Genomic DNA, 18,686 nt, shown 5'->3' with positions numbered 1-18,686 from the left:
CGGTGAGGGATCAGCCGGCCTTCAGGACGCTCGCGACCACAGGCCCGGCCGCGTCGCTGCCGTGGCCGCCGCTCTGGACGACGGCCGCCGCCGCGAGGTCGCCGGAGTAGCCGGTGAACCAGCTGTTGGACTTGTCCTGGCCGCCGACCTCGGCGGAGCCGGTCTTCGCGCCCTTGGGGGAGGCGACCCCCGACATCGAGTCGAAAGCGGTGCCGTCCGACGAGGTCGCCGTCTCCTTCATCATCCGCCGCAGCGCCGTCGCGACCCCGCGCGAGAGCGGCTCGGCCTCGGCGAACTCCCGGTCGTCGAGCTCCCTCGCCACCAGGTACGGCTGGAGGAAGCCGCCGTTCTTCACGGTCGCGGAGAGCGAGGCGACGTTCAGCGCGCTCATCTGGATCCTGCCCTGGCCGATGTACGAGGCCGAGGTCTCGTTCCCCGCGGACTCGGGGACGCTGCCGTCCGCCGCCGGGACGCCCACCTGCCAGCTCTGGCCGATGCCGAAGGAGTCGCGGGCGGTGTCGCCGAGGGCGGTGTCCGCGATCTTCTTGTCGCTGAGGACGGTGATCGCCTTGATGAAGGCGGTGTTGCAGGAGCGCCGGAACGCCTTGACGAGGGTGGCGTCGGGGATGCTGAACCGGTCGAGGTTCTCGAAGGTCTGGCCGCGCGACAGCACGTCGGGAGGACACTCGACCTTGCTGTCGGGCCCGGCCACGACACCGTTCTGCAGCATCATCGCCGCCGAGACGATCTTCATCGTCGAGCCGGGGGCCTGCTGCCCCTGGAGAGCCGTGTTGAACTCGGTGGCCGGGTTGTTGGCCACCGCCCGTATCGCGCCCGTGGACGGCTCGATCGCCGCCACCGAGGCCTTGCCGTAGGTCTTGACCGCCTTCTCGGCCGCCGCCTGCACGCCCGCGTCGATGGTGGTCTTCAGCGTCCCCTCCTTGCCCTTCGACAGGACGAGGAGGGGGATGTCGGTCCCGGACTCGCTGCCCGAGTCGATCCATGTCTCGATGCCGGCCGAGCCGCCCGCCTTCGCCCCGTACCGCTTGCGCAGTTCGGCCAGGACCGGCGCGAGCGAGGGGTACTTCTCCGCCGTCAGCTCAAGGCCGTTGCGGTCGACGGCCTTCACGGACGCGGCCTTCGCGACGCCCGTACGGACCGTGGCGTCGGCGGTGAGCAGCTTCGGGTGGAGCACGGAAGGTGCCCACTTCACCAGCGGCCGGCCCGTCGTCTGCCCCCGGACGACGGTCAGTTCGGAGGTGTACGACCAGGGCTTCGACACGTCCTTGTACGTGATCGTGGCCTTCACCGTGAACGGCACCGTCGCTCCGACGGGCGTCCCCGGCGTGATGGTCGCCTCCGAGACGCTCGCGCCGTCACGGTAGGCCGCCACGGCGGGCCCCGCCGTGACCGGGTCGTTCGTCAGCTGACCGGCCTTCTCCGGCTCCCCGGCGGCCCAGGCCGCGAGGAACTCCCGTGCGGTGGAGGTCACTTCGTCACCGGTGACGGGCCCGGTCCTCGGCCCGTCACCGGCACGGGTCTCGGGGGACGTGTTGCCGCCCGTGATCCCGTTGTAGAGGTTGAGACCCCCGTATCCGACACCGCCCGCCACGACGAGGAACACGCCTCCGACTATCGCTGTCTTGGCTCCACTGCGCATGACTGCGCCTCCCCTCCCCAGGTGGCCGTCCAGTCAAGCAGCGTCCCTTCGGTGTGTCGAGCAACTATCGGCACATCCGTCACGTGGGCCGCCGGTCACGGCGGATCGGGGCGGTCAGCCCTGGGGCACCGCGACGTGCGCCTCCTGGGGCGTGGTGGTCGGCGCGTAGAGGGTCGCGGCGGACGCGGTCGGGAACAGATCCCGGTGGATCACCTTGGCCACGGCCTGGATCGTGTTCACGCCGTAGTTCATCGTGCTGTTGCCGTCGGTGAGCACGGAGATGGTGTAGTCGTGGCCGCCGCCCTTGAACGCGCCGATGCTGTGCACGCGCCAGCCGCGCGTGGAGCGCTGCAGCCAGCCGTTCTTGACGTGCTTGGACACGGTGGAGGGCGCGCCGGCCGGGGTGCCCCACCTCTGCGAGGTGACGACGTTCTTCATGAGCTTGAGGATGTAGGCGCGGGCGTTGTCACTCAGGACCGAGTTCCTGGCGGTGATCAGCGAGAGGAGCCGCTGCTCGTCGGTGACGTTGATCCGGGTGAGCCCCCAGTAGCCGCCGGACCCCGGCACCGTCCGCGTCATGCCGGCAGCCGCCAGGAAGCCCTTCACCTTGGTGACGCCGAGCTGCCTCCACAGGGAGCTGGTGGCCGCGTTGTCCGACTTGGTGATCATGGCGGTGGCGAGGTCGGACTCGCGTGCGGTCAGGTACCGGTTGGTCTTCTTGGCGTCCCACAGGAGCGTGGCGAGGACGGTCACCTTCACGATGCTGGCCGAGTCGTACGAGGTGGTGGCGCGCAGGGTGCAGGTGGTGTTCGTGGTGCGGTCGCGCAGGCCGACGGCGACGGTACCGGTGCGGGTGGCGAGGGCGGCGGTGATGTCCCTCTGCAGCTTGGCGGCGAGCCCGGCCTTGCCGGACGTGCAGCTGACCCGCGGCGCCGTGGCGGCGGAAGCGGGCGCCGCACCGGCGACGACGGGCACGAGCATCCCGGCCACGGCCACGGCCGGAAGCACGCGGGCACGCAGGAATATGCGGTGAGTCATGTGGATCCCCCTGGAAACGAAACGAACGCGCCTACGGCGCACTCGTCTGACAAGACTGCTGAGCGTGCGGATGGTTGTACGAATCCAGCGAATCGAGCGAAACCGGGGACGCGACCGCCCGAGGGCCGCGGACGGTCGCCGGCAGCCACGGACGACAACCGGGAGGGCGCGACCACCGGTCGCGCCCTCTCACGTCGATTCCCCCGCTAGATCCAGGTGTCGAGCCACATACGGCCCCGCCATTGGTCTATCGGAATGGGGGTGCCGGTGTAGATGGGCCAGAAATAGATGAAGTTCCAGACGATCAGCAGAACCAGACATCCCGCCGCCACCGCACCGAACGTCCGGCGCCTTTCCGACGATCCGCGTGGGCCGATGATCGCGCCCAGCATCATGGCCACCGCCAGACACAGGAAAGGCACGAAGACGACCGCGTAGAAAAGGAAGATGGTGCGTTCCTGGTAGAGGAACCACGGGACCCAGCCCGCCGCGATGGCACAGGCGACGGCGCCCGCGCGCCAGTCGCGGCGGAAGGCCCAGCGCCACAGGACGTACAGGATGGCGAAGCAGGCCGCCCACCACAGGAGCGGGGTGCCGAGGGCCAGGACCTCCTGGGCGCACTTCTCCTTGGCGGTCGCCGGGCAGCCGTTGGTGCCGGGCGCCGGGGACTCGTAGAAGTACGAGACGGGGCGGCCGAGGACGATCCAGGACCAGGGGTTCGACTCGTAGGTGTGCGGCGAGGTCAGGCCCACGTGGAACGAGTACACCTCGGACTCGTAGTGCCAGAGGCTGCGCAGCCACTCCGGCAGCCAGCCCCAGGTGCTGTCCGCGCCGCCCGGGAGCTTGTCCTGCTTGGCGGCCCAGTCGCGGAAGTAGCCCTTGTCCGAGACGAGCCAGCCCGTCCAGGTCGCCAGATACGTCGCGATCGCCACCGGCACCACCGACACGAACGCCGGGACCAGGTCCTTCTTGATCACCGAGAGGTACGGGCGGACGGCGCCGCCCGTGCGGCGGCCCGCCACGTCCCACAGGACCGTCATCAGGCCGAAGGCCACCATGACGTACAGGCCGTTCCACTTGGTCGCCGCCGCGAGGCCCAGCATCACACCGGCCGCGATCCGCCACGGCCGCCAGCCCATGCGCAGCGTCTCCGCGATCTCCGCGTCGGGCCGCAGCACCCCCTCGTCGTCCTCGGGGAGCGCCGCCGCGAGCCGTTTCCGGTTGCGGTCGCGGTCGACGACGAAACAGCCGAAGGAGGCGAGCACGAAGAACATCAGCACCTGGTCGAGGAGCGCGGTGCGGCTCATCACGAAGTGCAGTCCGTCGACGGCGAGCAGCAGGCCCGCCAGACAGCCCAGGAAGGTGGAGCGGAAGAGGCGGCGGCCGATCCGGCACAGCATCAGCACCGACAGCGTGCCGAGCAGCGCCACCATGAAGCGCCAGCCGAAGGGCTCGAAGCCGAAGAGCTTCTCGCCGAGGCCGATGACCCATTTGCCCATCGGCGGATGGACGACATACCCCGGGTCGGTCGGGACGAGCACCGCGCCCGGGTCCGTCAGGATCGTCTTGTCGATGTCCTTCGGCCACGCGCCCTCGTACCCCTGGTTGATCAGGGCCCAGGAGTCCTTGGCGTAGTACGTCTCGTCGAATATCACCGCGTGCGGCTTGCCCAGGTTCCAGAACCTCAGGACACCCGCGACCGCCGTGACCAGGAGCGGACCGCCCCAGGCCATCAGCCGCCACAGCCGCTCGGCCGGCCCGGGGCCGATGCCGAAGAGCGACCACATGCGCGCCGACGGACGGGCGTACGGCGGGTCGAGCCGCTCCCGCAGCCCGATGGGAGCGGCTTTCTCGGCGCGGGGCGCGTAGCCGAAGCGCCGCAGCCTCTGCTGCCACGAAGAGGGCTCTGCCACGGGCTCTGCCATGGGGTGCTGGCCCTCCAGGGCCTCGGGTGCGGTACTGGTCACCGCGCCATCGTAGGGAACGCGCCTGTGCACGTCGCCTGTCCGGGCTGGGAGGATGTCCCGTGTGACAGGAACGCTGGTACTCGCAGGGACCCCCATCGGTGACATCGCGGACGCTCCGCCCCGACTCGCCACCGAACTGGAGAACGCGGACATCGTGGCCGCCGAGGACACCCGGAGGCTGCGCGGCCTGACCCGGGCCCTCGGCATCCACACCTCGGGGCGCGTCGTCTCGTACTTCGAGGGAAACGAGTCCGCCCGTACGCCCGAACTGGTCGAGGCGCTGGTCGGCGGCGCCCGCGTCCTCCTCGTGACCGACGCCGGCATGCCGTCCGTCTCCGACCCCGGCTATCGCCTCGTCGCCGCCGCCGTCGAGCAGGACATCAAGGTCACGGCCGTCCCCGGCCCGTCCGCCGTCCTCACCGCGCTCGCCCTCTCCGGGCTGCCCGTGGACCGCTTCTGCTTCGAGGGCTTCCTGCCGCGCAAGGCGGGCGAGCGCCTCGGCCGGCTCCGCGAGGTCGCGGACGAGCGCCGCACCCTCGTCTACTTCGAGGCCCCGCACCGGCTCGACGACACGCTCGCCGCGATGGCCGAGGTCTTCGGCGCCGAGCGCCGCGCCGCCGTCTGCCGTGAGCTGACCAAGACGTACGAGGAGGTCAAGCGCGGCCCGCTCGCCGAGCTGGCCGCCTGGGCCGCCGAGGGCGTACGGGGCGAGATCACCGTCGTCGTCGAGGGCGCCCCGGAGACCGGACCCGGCGAGCTCGACGCCGCGGAGCTGGTGCGCAGGGTGCAGGTGCGCGAGGAGGCGGGGGAGCGGCGCAAGGAGGCGATCGTCGCGGTCGCGGCCGAGGCGGGGCTGCCCAAGCGCGAGGTGTTCGATGCGGTCGTGGCGGCAAAGAACGCGGCAAAGGGCTGACGGAACAGTTCCCGGAAACGGTAAAGGACTAATCTGAAAGGCAAAGCCGAACCCGGCGCCGGGACTCTTCACAGGGCGCTTGGCAAGGGAAGAGCCAAAAGCCTTCCATGGTTCGTCTCCTGCTGATGCGCTCCGGCCCGAAAAGGCGTCCACTGATCAGTGGAGAGGAGCTGGCATGAGCGAGATCACCGGCACCGGCATATCCGTCGCACATGAGGCGTACGCCTTCGCCTGCATGCGCTGTGGATACGGCTGGGAGCAGGCGTACGACATCGAGCACCACGTCGACGCCGCCGGCCAGGAATTCGTCGTCTACAAGGCCGAAGGGGAGCGGGTCCCGTCCCCGCTGTCCAGTCCCACCTGCATGAACTGCGGCGGTCACGTCGTCCGGATCATGCGGGCGGGGCAGGTGTCGTCGGTGCTCGACCTGATCGCCGCGACGGAGAGGCACCAGCACGGGGCGAAGGCGACCAAGCCCGTCTCGATGGCCGGACCGATCGGGCAGGAACTGACCGAGGCGACCGAGGACGCCCCCGAGACCCCGCCGGTGCCCCACCACTGGCACCTTTCCGACCTCCTCCATCCCTTCCGCAAGCACGAGTAGCACCGGAGGGACCCTGCGCGCCGGCACTCGTGGCCCTCGTACGATCGGGGCCATGAGTGCCAAGGACGCCCCGCCGCCGCTGCCCGAGCCGCTCCTCGTGGAGGTCGCGGACTCGCACACCCACCTGGACATGCAGTCCGGGACCGTCGAGGAGGCCCTGGTCAAGGCCGCCGCCGTCGGCGTGACCACCGTCGTCCAGGTCGGCTGCGACGTGAAGGGCTCCCAGTGGGCCGCCGAGACCGCCGCCGCCCACGAGCGCGTGCACGCGGCCGTCGCACTCCACCCGAACGAAGCGCCGCGGATCGTCCTCGGCGACCCCGACGGCTGGTCCCGGCAGGGTGCCCGCGAGGGCGGCGGGGACGCGGCCCTCGACGACGCGCTCGCCGAGATCGACCGCCTCGCCGCCCTGCCGCACGTCCTCGGCGTCGGCGAGACCGGCCTCGACTTCTTCCGTACGGGCCCCGAGGGCATGGCCGCGCAGGAGCGTTCCTTCCGCGCCCACATCGAGATCGCCAAGCGGCACGGCAAGACGCTCGTCATCCACGACCGCGAGGCCCACGCCGACGTGCTGCGCGTCCTCGACGAGGAGGGCGCCCCCGAGCGGACCGTCTTCCACTGCTACTCCGGCGACGCCGCCATGGCCGAGATCTGCGCCGCCAAGGGCTACTACATGTCCTTCGCCGGCAACGTCACCTTCAAGAACGCCCAGCCGCTGCGGGACGCGCTCGCCGTCGCCCCGCTGGAGCTCGTCCTCGTCGAGACCGACGCTCCCTTCCTCACCCCCGCGCCCTACCGGGGCCGCCCCAACGCCCCGTACCTCATCCCGGTCACCGTCCGGGCGATGGCGGAGGTGCGCGGGATCGGGGAGAACGAGATGGCCGAGGCGATCGCGGTCAACACGGCCCGCGCCTTCGATTACTGATCCATAACGGTTACGTGTCGTAGTCGAAAGGTTCGGGAGAGTGACCACGGCCGGGGCTAATGTCCCGGCCTCGTGAGTACTTCCCAGGGCAGTCACCGAGCCGGACGGCGAGCGGCGACCCTGCCCGTCCACGAGCAGCCGACCCAAGCCGCGCCGCTCGTCATCCCCGGCACCGGCCCCGGAGCCGGGGCAGCCCCCGGCGTCGTCCCCGGCCAAGGGGGCTCCCGTGGCGGATCCCGGCGCGCCGCCCGCCGCCGCAAGGCCTCAGGATCCCCCCGCGACGGCCTGCGCCGGCTCGTCCCGCAGGCTCTCGTCGTCGCCTTCCTCGCCGGCGGCACCAGCGCCTTCGTCGCCAACGACAAGGCCGTCCGGCTCTCCGTCGACGGCGTCCCGCGCAGCCTCCACACCTTCGCCGACGACGTCGACGAGCTCCTCGCCCACGAGGGCCTGACCGTCGGCGCCCACGACATCGTCGCCCCCGCCCCCGGCGAGGCCCTGGCCAACGGCGACGAGATCATCGTCCGGTACGGGCGCCCGATCACCCTCACCCTCGACGGGCAGAGCCACCGGATCTGGACCACCGCCAGGACCGTCGAAGGAGCCCTGCGCCAGCTCGGGGTCCGCGCGGAGGGCGCGTACCTCTCGGCCTCCCGCGCGGCCCCGATCACCCGCCAGGGCCTCGCCCTCGACGTCCGCACCGAGCGGACGGTCACCTTCCTCGCCGACGGCCGCGAGCGCGTCGTCCGGACCAACTCCGCCACCATCCGCGAGGCCCTCGCCGAGGCCGGGATCACCCTCTCCGGCCAGGACACCACCTCCGTCGCCGCCGACTCCTTCCCCCGCGACGGCCAGACCGTCACCGTGCTGCGCATCATCGGCTCCCGGCAGGTGCGGGAGGAGACCATCCCGTACGCCGTCGAGAGGGTCCGCGACCCGGAGCTCTTCGCCGGCACCGAGGTCGTCGAACGGCAGGGCCTCGCGGGCGTCCGCCGCGTCACGTACTCCCTGCGCACGGTCAACGGCGTCCGGGAGCGGCCCCGCAGGACCGGCGAGGAGATCGTCCGCGAACCCGTCAGCCGCAAGGTCAGGATCGGCACCCGCGCCCTGCCCACCTCCGTCGCCGGCGCCGACAGCCTCGACTGGGGCGCCCTCGCCGCCTGCGAGTCCGGCGGCCGCCCGAACGCCGTCGACCCCTCGGGGACGTACGGCGGGCTCTACCAGTTCGACCCCGGCACCTGGCGCTCCCTCGGCGGCAGCGGAGTCGCCCAGAACGCGCCCGCAGCGGAGCAGACCTTCCGCGCGAAGAAGCTGTACGTGCAGCGGGGGGCGAGTCCGTGGCCCCACTGCGGCAGACGGCTGCACGGGTGAGGCGGAGCGAGACGGGGTGAGGCGGGGTGAGGCGGAGTGAGACGGGGTGAGGCGGGGTGAGGCGGAGTGAGACGGGGTGAGTCGTAGGGCTGCCCCACCAGTGCCCCGTAGGCTGTACCGGTGAGCACCACCACCGGCCCCGAAAGCCCCGACGCCCTCCTCGGCCCCGCCGACATCCGTGAGCTGGCCGCCGCCCTCGGCGTGCGCCCCACGAAGCAGAAGGGCCAGAACTTCGTCATCGACGCCAACACCGTCCGGCGGATCGTCCGCACGGCCGAGGTGCGGCCCGACGACGTCGTCGTGGAGGTGGGGCCCGGACTCGGCTCCCTCACCCTGGCACTCCTGGAGGCCGCGGACCGGGTGACGGCCGTCGAGATCGACGACGTGCTCGCCGCCGCGCTGCCCGCCACGATCCAGGCCCGGATGCCGGCCCGCGCCGACCGCTTCGCGCTCGTCCACTCCGACGCCATGCAGGTGCAGGAGCTGCCGGGCCCGGCGCCGACCGCGCTCGTCGCCAACCTGCCGTACAACGTCGCCGTGCCGGTCCTGCTCCACATGCTGGAGCGGTTCCCGACCATCGAGCGGACCCTCGTCATGGTCCAGGCCGAGGTCGCCGACCGGCTCGCCGCCAAGCCCGGCAACAAGGTCTACGGCGTCCCGTCGGTCAAGGCGAACTGGTACGCGGAGGTCAAGCGGGCCGGCTCCATCGGCCGCAACGTCTTCTGGCCCGCGCCGAACGTCGACTCCGGCCTCGTCTCGCTGGTCCGCCGCACCGAGCCGCTCGCGACCACCGCCTCCCGCAAGGAGGTCTTCGCGGTCGTCGACGCGGCCTTCGCCCAGCGCCGCAAGACCCTGCGCGCGGCCCTCGCGACCTGGGCGGGCTCGCCCGCCGCGGCCGAGGAGGCCCTGGTCAAGGCCGGGATCTCGCCGCAGGCGCGCGGCGAGGCGCTGACGGTCGAGGAGTTCGCGAGGATCGCGGAGGCGAAGGCATGAGCGACGCCGTGACCGATGCCGTGACCGTACGGGTCCCCGCCAAGGTCAACGTCCAGCTCGCGGTCGGCGCGGCCCGCCCCGACGGCTTCCACGACCTGGCCAACGTCTTCCTCGCCGTCTCCCTGTACGACGAGGTGACCGCCACCCCCGCCGAGACGCTCACGATCACCTGCGAGGGTCCGGACGCCGACAAGGTGCCGCTGGACCGCACGAACCTCGCCGCGCGCGCCGCCGAGCTCCTCGCGGCCCGGCACGGCATCTCCCCGGACGTGCACCTGCACATCGCCAAGGACATCCCGGTCGCCGGCGGCATGGCCGGCGGCAGCGCGGACGGCGCGGGCGCGCTGCTCGCCTGCGACGCGCTCTGGGGCCTGAACACCCCGCGCGAGACGCTCCTGGAGATCTGCGCCGAACTGGGCTCCGACGTGCCCTTCAGCCTGGTCGGCGGGGCGGCGCTCGGCACCGGGCGCGGCGAGAAGCTCACCGGGCTGCCGGTCGGCGGGGCCTTCCACTGGGTGTTCGCCGTCGCCGACGGCGGGCTCTCGACCCCCGCGGTGTACGGCGAGTTCGACCGCCTCACCGAGGGCGTCGACGTCCCCGAGCCGACGGCCTCCCCGGTCCTCCTGGACGCCCTGCGCACCGGCGACACCACCGCCCTCGCGGGCGCCCTCACCAACGACCTCCAGGCGGCGGCGCTCTCCCTGCGCCCGTCGCTCGCGGCGACCCTGACGACCGGCACGGACGCGGGCGCGCTGGCCGCACTGGTCTCCGGCTCGGGCCCGACGACGGCGTTCCTGGTGAAGGACGCGGAAACGGCGGAGACGGTCGCCGCCACCCTGACGGCCTCGGGCACCTGCCGCACGGCGCGGGTGGCGACGTCCCCGGCCCCGGGAGGGACCGTCCTCCCGTCCGCCTGACGCTCTGCTTGTTCCTGTCAGTTCTTGTTCTTGGAGATCCGGGCCAGGAGCAGGTTCGGGTCCGGGTCCAGCGTGTTGAAGAAGGCGGCGCTGTTCACGTAGACGGTCTTGGCGCGCACGGCCGCGGAGGTCGGGTTGTCGAGGCCGTCGGCGTGGGTGAGCACGGTCTTGTGGGTGCCGTCGGGCCGTACGAGCTCCAGCTTGTCGACCTGGTTCAGGGCCGCGAGGACCGTGTCGCCGTGCCCGGTGAAGGTGAAGTCGTCGATGGACGTGAGCCCGGTCGCCCGGGTCTCGATCGGGCCGGCCGCGTGGTCGGGACCGGGACCGATCGGAATGCGCAGCAGCGTCGCATGGGCGGTGTTGGACACCCAGACGGCACCGTCGTGGATCTTCAGGCCGTTGGCGCCGAAGGGGATCTGCTCGGTGGGTTCGAGCGCGGCCCCGGTGGCCCAGGCCGTGGGCGTGCCGCCGGTCACCGGGAGGGACCACACGGTGCCGAGCTGGGTGTCGGCGGTGTAGAGGGTGCCGCACTTCTCGTCGAGGGCGAGCCCGTTGGGGAAGGCGTCCGCCGGGAAGAACCCGATCTGCTCCGGCTCGCCGCCGCCGGGCGCGATGCGCCAGACGCCGGTCTCCTCCTTGCCGGTGACGTAGGTGACGTACAGGGTGCCGTCGTGGGCGCGGGCGATGCCCAGGGCGACGGCCCCGCCGACGGGCGTCTGCGCCCCCGGCACCTCGGGCAGGGTGGCGAGGATCGTCGTGTCGCCCTTCGTCGTGACGCGGGCGACCTGATGGGCGAAGGCGAAGGTGATGTCGGCGGAGCCGTCGGGTTCGAGGGCGATGTTCTCCGCGTTCTGCCCGGCGGCGAAGTCGAAGTGGGCGACGACGCGGGGATCGGACACGGTCGGATCGCCGCCGGCCGCGGGGCCCGCCGCGATCAGCGTGAGGGCGGCGGTGGCGGTGGCGACGGCGACCAGTCGTGGGTGTCTCGGCACGTGCTTCTCCTCGGGTGGGGGTGTGAGAAGAACATGACGGCCCGTCGGTCCGAGGCGCGGGCGGCCAGGCCGGGGGGTCGCCCGCGTGGTCGACGGCTAGGGCCTGTCCGGCGGATCAGGGTCGGACAGGGCGCGGGGCCGGTCGGCACTGCTCCCGGCGCCGGTGCGCGTACTCAGCCGGCGGTTGAGTATCCGCGCCCTGTCGGCCACATGGCCCTCCGCGGGACCGTACGAGCATGGGAATCAGCGCGCGTGAGCTCGCCGCCGCAACGCCGGCGAGCCGGGACCGGTACATCGACCTGCTTCGGGTCGCCTCGCTCGCGGTCGTCGTCCTCGGCCACTGGCTCATGGCGGCCGTCACCGAGGACGGGCAGGTCGGGAACCTCCTCGCCGTCGTCCCCGAGCTCCAGCTCGTCACCTGGGTCTTCCAGGTGATGCCGGTGTTCTTCTTCGTCGGCGGCTTCTCGCACGCCCTCGCCCACCGCTCCCGCCCCGCGTACGCCTCCTTTCTGCGGGCCCGGCTCCAGCGGCTGCTGCGGCCGACGATGGTCTTCGTCGGCGTGTGGGGCGCGGCCGCGCTCGTGCTCCAGCTGGCCGGCGCGGACGGCGGGCTCGCCGGGGTCGCGCTGCGGCTGGTCACGCAGCCGCTCTGGTTCATCGGGATCTACCTCGCGATGGTCGCCTTCACCCCGCCGCTGCTGCGGCTGCACGAGCGCTGGGGCTGGGGTGCGTTCGCCGCGCTCGCGGGCGGCGCGGTCCTCGTGGACGTGCTGCGGTTCGCGGCGGACGTCCCCTTCGTCGAGTTCCTGAACTTCGCGTTCGTCTGGCTGGCGGTCCACCAGCTCGGCTTCCTGCGCGCAGACGGGATGATCCGCCGCCCGGCGCTCCTCGCGGGCGCGGGCCTGGTCGGGGCCACGGCGCTGGTGGCCCTGGGGCCGTATCCGCTCTCGATGGTGGGCATGCCCGGCGAGAAGGTCTCGAACATGGCCCCGCCCACCCTCGCGCTGCTCTGCCACGGCCTCTGGCTGGTCGGCGCGGTCGAGCTCCTGAGGGGCCCGGGGGCGCGCCTCGTCGCCCGGGCCGGGGTGTGGCGGGCGGTGGTCGCGGCCAACGGGATCGCGATGACCGCGTTCCTCTGGCACCTGACGGCGATGCTCGGCGTGTACGGGGCGATGCTCGGGCTGGGCCTGGAGCTGCCCGCCCCGGCATCCGGCGCCTGGTGGGCGCAGGTCCCGCTGCGGATCGCGGCGGCGGCCGCCGTCACGGCCCTGCTGGTGGCGGCCTTCCGCCGCTTCGAGGCGCCGGGCCGGGTCCGCCGCGAAGGTGGAGCGGCGCCATTCGCCGCCCTGGGCGTCACCCTCGCCCTCTTCGGGATCCTCGGCCTCTCGATGACCGGCTTCGCCGGGCTCCTCACCGGCCACTCCGCCACCCTGATCGCCGTCCCGGTCACGGCCCCGGTGGCCGTGGCGGTGACGCTGGCGGGCTGGCTGCTCGTGGACCGGCCCGCGTCTCGGCGGCGGTAGCCGGCGGGCCGACCACGTCATCACAAAGAGTGACCGGTCGCCCCACGGTCTACTCTGGACGTCGATCGATCACCCCGTCAGGAGTCAACGTGGCCGTCAACCTGGTCAATGTCGAGAACGTCAGCAAGGTGTACGGCACCCGTGCCCTGCTCGACGGCGTCTCGCTCGGCGTCTCCGAAGGGGACCGGATCGGGGTCGTGGGCCGCAACGGCGACGGGAAGACCACCCTCATCCGGATGCTCGCGAAGCTGGAGGAGGCCGACACCGGCCGGATCACCCACAGCGGCGGGCTCCGCCTCGGCGTCCTCACGCAGCACGACTCGCTCGACCCGAAGGCCACCATCCGGCACGAGGTCATCGGGGTCATGGCCGACCACGAGTGGGCCGGCAGCGCCAAGATCCGGGACGTGCTCACCGGGCTCTTCGGCGGGCTCGACCTGCCCGGCTTCGAGCAGGGCCTCGACACCGTCATCGGCCCGCTCTCCGGCGGCGAGCGCCGCCGGATCGCGCTCGCCAAGCTCCTCATCGACGACCAGGACCTGCTCGTCCTCGACGAGCCCACCAACCACCTCGACGTCGAGGGGATCGCCTGGCTCGCCAAGCACCTCCAGGAGCGCCGCTCGGCGCTCGTCTGCGTCACCCACGACCGCTGGTTCCTCGACCAGGTCTGCACCCGCATGTGGGACGTGCAGCGCGGTGACGTCCACGAGTACGAGGGCGGCTACTCCGACTACGTCTTCGCCCGCGCCGAGCGCGAGCGCCGCGCCGCCACGGAGGAGACGAAGCGGCAGAACCTGATGCGCAAGGAGCTGGCCTGGCTCCGGCGCGGCGCCCCCGCCCGTACCTCCAAGCCGCGCTACCGCATCGAGGCCGCCAACGAGCTGATCGCCGACGTGCCGCCGCCGCGCGACACCTCCGAGCTGATGAAGTTCGCCAACGCCCGCCTCGGCAAGACGGTCTTCGACCTGGAGGACGTGACCGTCACCGCCGGGCCGAAGGAGCTGCTCAAGCACCTCACCTGGCAGCTCGGACCCGGCGACCGCATCGGTCTCGTCGGCGTCAACGGCGCGGGCAAGACCTCACTCCTGCGCGCGCTCGCCGACGCGGCCGTCACGCAGGGCGAGACCCAGCCCGCCGCGGGCAGCGTCACCGTCGGCAAGACCGTCCGCCTCGCCTACCTCTCGCAGGACGTCACCGAGCTTCCCGGCTCGCTGCGCGTCCTGGAGGCCGTGCAGCAGATCCGCGACCGCGTCGACCTCGGCAAGGGCCGCGAGATGACGGCCGGCCAGCTCTGCGAGCAGTTCGGCTTCACCAAGGAGAAGCAGTGGACGCCGGTCGGCGACCTCTCCGGCGGTGAGCGCCGCCGTCTCCAGCTGCTGCGCCTGCTGATGGACGAGCCGAACGTCCTCTTCCTCGACGAGCCCACCAACGACCTCGACATCGAGACCCTGACGCAGCTGGAGGACCTCCTCGACGGCTGGCCGGGCTCCATGGTCGTCATCTCCCACGACCGGTTCTTCATCGAGCGCACCACCGACAAGACGCTCGCGCTGCTCGGCGACAAGACCCTGCGGATGCTGCCCCGCGGCATCGATGAGTACCTGGAGCGCCGCCGCAAGATGATCGAGGCGGCCGTCCCGACGCCCGCCGCCGCGGCCGCGCCGCAGAAGCCGGGCGTCTCCGCCGCCGACGCGCGCGCCGCGAAGAAGGAGCTCCAGAAGGTCGAGCGGCAGCTCGACAAGGTCTCCGACAAGGAGGCGAAGCTGCACGCGAAGATCGCCGACAACGCGACCGATTTCGAGCTGGTGGCGAAGCTCGACGCGGAGCTCCGGGAACTGGTCGGGGAGCGCGAGGAGTTGGAGATGCGCTGGCTCGAACTGGCCGAGGACGCATAACCGGACACATGGCAGGGCGCATAACAAGGGCATCACGGGCCGGTCCTCCCTTGGGCACAAGGGGCGGACCGGTCGCTTTTGCGAAGTCGCGTGAGTGGTAGAAAGAAAAGTCGCTCACGTCAAGGGGGAACCGCTGTGACCCAGCCGCCCAGCAACCAGCCGCCGGGGGGCTTCGGAGCCCCTCAGGATCCGAACCAGGTCCCCGGCCAGGGCATGCCGCCCGTCCCGCCCGTCCCGCCGCAGGCTCCGCCGGTGCCGCCGCAGGCCCCGCAGGCCGGCGCGCCCGGTCCGTACGGCCAGCCGCAGCAGCCGCCGCAGCCCGGATACGGGTATCCGCAGCAGCCGGGCCAGCCCGGTCCGTACGGTCAGCAGCCGCAGCAGCCCGGCCCGTACGGCTACCCGCAGCAGCAGCCCGGCCCCTATGGCCAGCAGCCGCAGCCGGGCCCGTACGGCCAGCAGCCCGGCCCGTACGGCGGTTACCCCGCGCAGCCCGGCTACCCGGGTGCCCCCACCCCGCCCGCCCCCGGCGGCGGTGGCCTCAAGGGCCGGACCGGTGTCGTCGCGGCCGTGGCCGCCGTGGCCGTCCTGGTCGCCGCCGTCACGACCTGGGCGGTCGTCGGCGGCGGGGACGACGAGGACCCGATCGCCAAGCCGACCCCGACCGCCTCGGCCTCCACGTCGGAGTCCGCCGCCCCCAAGCCGACCGAGTCGGTGGACGAGGGCGACGGCTCGGGCGACGGCCGCGGTGGCGACGACGACCTCAACGCCGGCCGCAAGCCCGGCGAGGCGAAGGTCAACTGGCTGCTGAAGAACAACGTCGACCTGCCCCGCAACGGCGCCGACGTCCTCGGCCCGTGGATCGTCGGCGACGTCGTCGTCAAGGCGATGTACAAGAGCATCGACGGCTACAGCCTGAAGGACGGCTCCCTGAAGTGGCACGTCGACGTGCCGTTCGAGCTGTGCGCGGCCCCGCCGGCCCCCTCCACCGGCGGTTTCATGGTCTTCGGGCACAACGACAGCGCCAAGGACGGCGCCAAGTGCCTCGGGCTCCAGCAGGTGAACCTGAAGACCGGCAAGGTGGGCTGGAAGAAGTCCGTCCCCAAGCCGACCGGTCTCTTCGCCTTCTCCGACAACACGCTGGCCATCAGCGGCAACACGGTCACGGCGGCCGGTTCCAGCAGCGCGTACGGCTTCTCCCTCACCGACGGCAAGCAGCTCTTCAAGAGCGCCACCACCGGCTGCAAGCCCTTCGCCTACGCGGGCGGCAGCAAGCTGATCGCCGCGATGGACTGCCCCTCGGGCAGCACCACCAAGAAGATCCAGGCGGTCGGCGAGGTCAACCCGGCCAACGGCAAGCCCAAGTACACCTTCCAGCTGGAGGCGAACTGGGAGGTCGACAAGGTCTACTCGGTCGACCCGCTGGTCGTCTCCGCCACCCAGCGCGAGCAGAAGAAGTGGACCATCTTCGCGCTCGACGCCAAGGGCAAGCTCCGCTCGCAGATCCAGGGCGGCAAGGACAAGTTCGCCCCGTCCTGCGGCGGCAGCTTCGTCATCTTCGGCAAGAACCTCCAGGGCTGCACCGGAGTCACCGCCGACGCGAACACCTTCTACATGGCCACCGAGACCGCGTACGGCAAGTCCAACGAGGTCGTCGCCTTCGACCTGAAGACCGGGAAGGCCAAGTGGCGTTCCAAGGCTCCGGACGAGCAGACGATGATCCCGCTGCGCATGGACAGCGGTCAGGTCCTCGTCTACGTCGACCCGTCGTACGACAAGGGCGGCGCGGTCGCGACCATCGCCCCGACCGGCGGCGCGCCGAAGATCCTGCTTCAGCACCCGGCCTCGACCGCCCAGGTCGAGAGCAGCTTCTACGACCCGGGGTTCGCCTACGGCAGCGGCACCTTCGTCGTGACGAGCGGACGTGTCTCCGCGACGAACGACAAGGAAGAGAAGCAGGTCAAGACGATGATGGCGTTCAGCAAGTGAGGGATTCGGACCGATGACGCAGCCACCCCCGCCCCCGCCGAACCAGCCCCCGGATCCCCAGGGCGGCTTCGGCGCGCCCACGCCCCCGCAGCAGCCGCCGCCGGGTTACGGACACCCGCAGCAGCCGGACGCCGGATACGGATACCCGCAGCAGCCGCAGCCCGAGCCGGGATACGGCTACCCGCAGCAGGCGCCGCAGCCCGACGCCGGTTACGGCTATCCCCAGCAGCCGCCGACGGCTCCGCAGCAGCCCCCGTACGGCTACCCGACGGCTCCGCAACAGCAGCCGGTCCAGCCTCCGTACGGCTACCCGGCCCAGCCGCAGCAGCCCTACGGCGGCTACCAGACCGCCCCGGTCCCGGCCGTGGCCCCCGGCGGCAAGAAGCTGTCGGCGCAGCTCCAGATCATCATCGCGGCGGCCGTCGCGGTCGTCCTGATCGTCGGCGCCGGCATCTGGTACGCCAACTCCGAGAGCGGCGACGGCAAGGACCGCGAGCCCCTGAGCTCGGCCGGCACCTCGCAGGGCGGCTCCGGCGGCAGCGGTGAGGCCAAGGGGACCGGCGGGGGCGGCAGCGAGAAGCCGCCGGCCGAGACCCAGGCGAAGCTGACCTTCCAGCTGCCCAAGCCCGGGGTCCCGGACGTCACCGACGTCTCCGGCTCCTGGGTCACCGACAAGGCGTACGTGAAGACGGGCGTGAACTCGCTCGTCGCCCACGACCTCGCCAAGGGCACGCCCGTCTGGACCCTGCCGCTGACCGGCCAGATCTGCGGCACCTCGCGCCACCTGACCGCCGACAAGAAGCTTGCGATCCTCTTCGAGGCCAGCAAGCGGGTCGCGCCGCGCTACTACCAGCAGTGCACCGAGGTCGGCGTGGTCGACCTCGACACCGGCAAGCTGCTCTGGTCCACCTCGGTCACCGGTGGTTCCGCCGGCGACCAGAAGGCCCGCTTCGGCGAGGTCACGGTCAGCGGGAAGACGGTCGCGGCCGGCGGCAACGACGGGGGCGCGGCCTTCGACATCGCCAACGGCAACCCGCGCTGGAAGCCGCAGGCCAACGACCAGGACTGCTTCGACCTGGGGTACGGCGGCGGCGAGGGTCTCGTCGCGGTCCGCAAGTGCGGTCCGTACGACAGCCAGTACGTGCTGATCCAGAACCTCAACCCGATGACGGGTGCGCCGCTCTCGCAGTACAAGATGCCCGCGGGCGTGAAGTACGCGTCGATCGTCTCCACCAAGCCGCTGGTCGTCGCGGCCGACGTCGGCGACAGCGCCGGAGACGGCAGCGGCATCTCGGACTTCTTCTCCCTGGACGAGAAGACCGGCAAGCTGAAGGCGAAGATCACGGCGGACGCCGACCAGTACGCGGGCCGCTGCCGCTCGACGAAGGTCGAGTCCTGCACGAAGATCCTCGTCGGCAACGGCCGTCTGTACGTGCCGACCGAGGAGCACGAGGGCGCCAGCGGCGAGTTCGGCGACGAGACCAACGAGGTCATCGCCTTCGACCTGGCCACGGGCCGGACGGCGCCGGAGAAGGCGGACGCGGGGGACAAGTACTCGCTGGTCCCGCTCCGCATGGACGGCGGCAGCCTCATCGCCTACAAGGCGCCGCCCTACGACAAGGGCGGGCGGATCGTCTCGATCGACGGCGTCACCATGAAGGAGACGCTGCTGCTTGAGAACCCGGCGGACGCCACGGTCAACGACATCGAGAACACCTTCTCGCCGGACTACTCGGAGATCCTGTACCGCGACGGAAGGGTGTTCATGTCCGCCATGATGCTCTCCAAGCCGCGGGCGTCGGCATCGCCGGACGACAAGGAGCCTCTGGCGGTGTCGTACAGCACCCGCTGACGCATCGGAGAACTCGCCACGCGGCCCGGCGCATCGGTTCACACCGATGCGCCGGG

14 protein-coding genes are annotated in these 18,686 nt (G+C 71.7%); 10 read left to right on the top strand and 4 right to left on the bottom strand.

Going from position 1 to position 18,686, the window contains the following annotated elements; genetic code table 11:
* Positions 1-10 precede the first annotated feature (10 nt).
* From SGA01_RS31120 to SGA01_RS31110, 3 genes are all read right to left on the bottom strand, one after another.
* The gene (locus tag SGA01_RS31120) at positions 11-1,660 is read right to left on the bottom strand and encodes a penicillin-binding transpeptidase domain-containing protein (RefSeq protein WP_141300646.1); all 1,650 of its coding nucleotides are present in this window, start codon (positions 1,658-1,660) and stop codon (positions 11-13) included.
* A 114-nt stretch (positions 1,661-1,774) separates the two neighbouring features.
* Positions 1,775-2,698: a serine hydrolase gene (locus SGA01_RS31115; RefSeq protein WP_229918206.1), complete on the bottom strand. Its 924-nt coding sequence runs from the start codon at positions 2,696-2,698 to the stop codon at positions 1,775-1,777.
* Positions 2,699-2,904: 206 nt separating this feature from the next.
* Positions 2,905-4,665 (bottom strand): dolichyl-phosphate-mannose--protein mannosyltransferase, encoded by a 1,761-nt coding sequence (locus SGA01_RS31110; RefSeq protein WP_141300644.1) that lies wholly within the window; start codon positions 4,663-4,665, stop codon positions 2,905-2,907.
* Between the two features lie 52 nt (positions 4,666-4,717).
* Here SGA01_RS31110 and rsmI point away from each other — a divergent pair, with 52 nt between their 5' ends.
* The 6 genes from rsmI (at position 4,718) to SGA01_RS31080 (ending at position 10,382) form a co-directional block, all read left to right on the top strand.
* Complete coding sequence (gene rsmI / locus SGA01_RS31105; RefSeq protein WP_174867566.1) at positions 4,718-5,578, top strand: 16S rRNA (cytidine(1402)-2'-O)-methyltransferase; 861 nt, start codon at positions 4,718-4,720, stop codon at positions 5,576-5,578.
* Positions 5,579-5,753: 175 nt separating this feature from the next.
* Entirely contained in the window at positions 5,754-6,182 is a 429-nt protein-coding gene (locus SGA01_RS31100) for a hypothetical protein (RefSeq protein WP_141300640.1), read from the top strand.
* Positions 6,183-6,234: 52 nt separating this feature from the next.
* The gene (locus SGA01_RS31095) at positions 6,235-7,104 is read left to right on the top strand and encodes a TatD family hydrolase (RefSeq protein ID WP_141300638.1); all 870 of its coding nucleotides are present in this window, start codon (positions 6,235-6,237) and stop codon (positions 7,102-7,104) included.
* Between the two features lie 72 nt (positions 7,105-7,176).
* Positions 7,177-8,472, top strand: a complete 1,296-nt coding sequence (locus SGA01_RS31090) for a resuscitation-promoting factor (protein ID WP_141300636.1) — start codon at positions 7,177-7,179, stop codon at positions 8,470-8,472.
* A 120-nt stretch (positions 8,473-8,592) separates the two neighbouring features.
* The gene (rsmA, locus tag SGA01_RS31085) at positions 8,593-9,465 is read left to right on the top strand and encodes a 16S rRNA (adenine(1518)-N(6)/adenine(1519)-N(6))-dimethyltransferase RsmA (RefSeq protein ID WP_055643021.1); all 873 of its coding nucleotides are present in this window, start codon (positions 8,593-8,595) and stop codon (positions 9,463-9,465) included.
* Entirely contained in the window at positions 9,462-10,382 is a 921-nt protein-coding gene (locus tag SGA01_RS31080) for a 4-(cytidine 5'-diphospho)-2-C-methyl-D-erythritol kinase (protein WP_141300634.1), read from the top strand. Before rsmA ends, SGA01_RS31080 begins: the two co-directional genes overlap by 4 nt.
* A 17-nt stretch (positions 10,383-10,399) precedes the next feature.
* Here SGA01_RS31080 and SGA01_RS31075 read toward each other — a convergent pair whose 3' ends face one another.
* Positions 10,400-11,374 (bottom strand): NHL repeat-containing protein, encoded by a 975-nt coding sequence (locus SGA01_RS31075; protein WP_141300633.1) that lies wholly within the window; start codon positions 11,372-11,374, stop codon positions 10,400-10,402.
* A gap of 236 nt (positions 11,375-11,610) precedes the next feature.
* On the opposite strand from SGA01_RS31075, the gene SGA01_RS31070 reads away from it, so the two are divergent.
* The 4 genes from SGA01_RS31070 (at position 11,611) to SGA01_RS31055 (ending at position 18,630) form a co-directional block, all read left to right on the top strand.
* The gene (locus SGA01_RS31070; RefSeq protein ID WP_141300632.1) at positions 11,611-12,897 is read left to right on the top strand and encodes an acyltransferase family protein; all 1,287 of its coding nucleotides are present in this window, start codon (positions 11,611-11,613) and stop codon (positions 12,895-12,897) included.
* 89 nt (positions 12,898-12,986) lie between these two features.
* Positions 12,987-14,792 carry an ABC-F family ATP-binding cassette domain-containing protein gene (locus SGA01_RS31065; protein WP_141300631.1) on the top strand — a complete coding sequence of 602 codons (1,806 nt, stop codon included), beginning with the start codon at positions 12,987-12,989 and terminating at the stop codon, positions 14,790-14,792.
* A 135-nt stretch (positions 14,793-14,927) separates the two neighbouring features.
* Positions 14,928-16,778, top strand: coding sequence for a PQQ-binding-like beta-propeller repeat protein (locus SGA01_RS31060; RefSeq protein WP_141300630.1), 1,851 nt, complete (start codon positions 14,928-14,930; stop codon positions 16,776-16,778).
* A gap of 13 nt (positions 16,779-16,791) precedes the next feature.
* A complete protein-coding gene (locus SGA01_RS31055; protein ID WP_141300628.1) occupies positions 16,792-18,630 on the top strand; it encodes an outer membrane protein assembly factor BamB family protein in 1,839 nt (612 codons plus the stop codon).
* The last annotated feature ends 56 nt before the right edge of the window (positions 18,631-18,686 follow it).

Source organism: Streptomyces gardneri (assembly GCF_006539185.1).
Classification (GTDB): Bacteria; Actinomycetota; Actinomycetes; order Streptomycetales; family Streptomycetaceae; genus Streptomyces; species Streptomyces gardneri.
Note: the sequence above shows the minus strand (reverse complement) of the source record. Positions and strands in the feature narration are given on the sequence as shown.